The following is a 1,932-nucleotide window of genomic DNA, read 5'->3' on the forward strand; positions in this document are numbered from 1 at the left end:
GGGTAATACTTCGGGTTATTTAAGTGGAAGAACGATTTATATCAATAATAATCACTCGATTAATAATACAAGATTTGCAATAGCTCGTGAACTCGGCCGTTATTTATACAAAATTAAAGATAACAACGATAATAGTCTAAAGAATTTACATGAAATGATTTATGAAAGCGACGTAAATCAGTTTTCAGTCGACTTACTTATGCCTAAAAAGCAAATAGAGGCATTAGTCTATAATTTTTATGAAGTCAATAATATCAATTTAAGTTCTGGTTTATCTGAAAAAGAATGAAACAAACTATTGAACCTTATATCAACTAAGTTGGAAGTTTCGAAAGTAGCTGCTGGATTAAGGCTGTATAATTTAGGAATACATATTTGATAAATATTGTGAAAATCTAGTCGATTTATTAAAACCAAAAGAAAACTAATACAATTCAAGACCATGCAAACTCATTTATAAACATTGTCCGTTTAAAGATAGGTATGCGTGGTCTATTTTTATAAAATATATTTAATTATGGGTTTAAACATCTATAACAAAATCTCAACAGCAAAAAATAAATCTCCATTAATCATTTATCTAGACTCAAGGAAATCATATATTTCTATTTCTTTTAACATATCGTCAATTTTAATGAGTAGTTTCTCTACTAATATTCTAGGCAAATAGGCACGTGCTTTGGTGGCTTGCATCCATGCTGGTTTTGGATTATATTCGCTAATGTACCAATCAATGACTGTTGGTTTGATCATTTGACATAATCCAGCCACACCAAATTGGCCATTGGATTCTTTTGTAATAATTGCATGTAAAATTAAATGCTCGATTAAATCGCAGTAAACTAAGTTTTCTTTCTTTTGATAGTTGTATGAGTACTTAAATTCGGAAATGAATCTTAGGTCAGATAAGTTTTGGAATTTGTCTTCGCTTATGTGATGACAATATAATCCTTCACCAGCTCTAGTGTATTTTCCTTTTGTAATACTTTTGATTTCTCCATTTAAAAATCGCGTGTATGATTTTTCCTTATAATAGTCATCGGTTACAGCGCCATATTTATTTAAAAGGTATGCTACGGCTTGCGAGTATGTAGCGTCTAATAATTGACTATATTCATTATATTTAGCTATATATTCATTTTTCTCCACTTCAATATACCTCTTTTCAAACTTTATAAAATGAAATACTTGTAATTTAGAAAGAATAAAATCAATATCCATTTAGTTACGTTCGACTTTTATATGTCTATTACTTTTGCATAATACGCCAATTGATTAATATTTTGTCATTGAATTCCACATTTTTGTATTGATTTAATAGTTCTTCAGTTCTTTGTAAACAGACTGTAACTGTATCTTCAATTGATAAATTAAATGCTGCAAAGTCTTCTAATTCAGTCCCTTTATGAATTAAATCGACAATGCTGTCTTTCATGCCTAGGGAAGAGAGTGTTTCCATCATATAAGGTGTAAAGAGCGTATGCTCTGCATTGTCGATTGAAATAATACCGAGTTTAAGTTGATTAAAAAGACCATGCATAGTCATTAAGGTGTATTTTTCAAGTTGTTGTATATTTTCAAATGTTATCATAGCGGTTCTCCTAAAAATTACGATTAATCAAAGTATACCCTTATTTAACTTTAGTTTCTTCAGAATTATTTGTACCGTTATCGTGTTTTTCTTCTTTATTAACAGCATTTTTATCACTTTTATCATCGACTTTTTGATCTGGTATGTCATTTTGAATTGCTTTGTTATTATCATTGTCATGATGTTGAATGTCTTCTGACTCACCATCTGTTTCATCATGATCACTCATACCTGGGTTGTATTTAGGGCTTCTCTTTTTAAATGCTTCAAATTCTTCTTTATCTTTTTCTGACATATCATCAAAAATATTAATAATCGTACCATTGTGTCGATTAACAATA

At 29.5% G+C, this 1,932-nt stretch carries 2 protein-coding genes and 2 pseudogenes; 1 reads left to right on the forward strand and 3 read right to left on the reverse strand.

The window, feature by feature from the left end:
- Positions 1–379: pseudogene (locus IDG60_RS12675) on the forward strand (ImmA/IrrE family metallo-endopeptidase); the annotation flags it as partial.
- Between the two features lie 197 nt (positions 380–576).
- Here IDG60_RS12675 and IDG60_RS12680 read toward each other — a convergent pair.
- The 3 genes and pseudogenes from IDG60_RS12680 to IDG60_RS12690 all read right to left on the reverse strand — a co-directional run.
- Positions 577–1,149, reverse strand: a complete 573-nt coding sequence (locus IDG60_RS12680; protein WP_000414202.1) for an SAV1803-related protein — start codon at positions 1,147–1,149, stop codon at positions 577–579.
- Between the two features lie 100 nt (positions 1,150–1,249).
- Entirely contained in the window at positions 1,250–1,591 is a 342-nt protein-coding gene (locus tag IDG60_RS12685; RefSeq protein ID WP_000627541.1) for a DUF3969 family protein, read from the reverse strand.
- A 40-nt stretch (positions 1,592–1,631) separates the two neighbouring features.
- Positions 1,632–1,932: pseudogene (locus IDG60_RS12690) on the reverse strand (hypothetical protein); the annotation flags it as partial.

This window comes from Staphylococcus sp. EG-SA-2 (assembly GCF_017152085.1).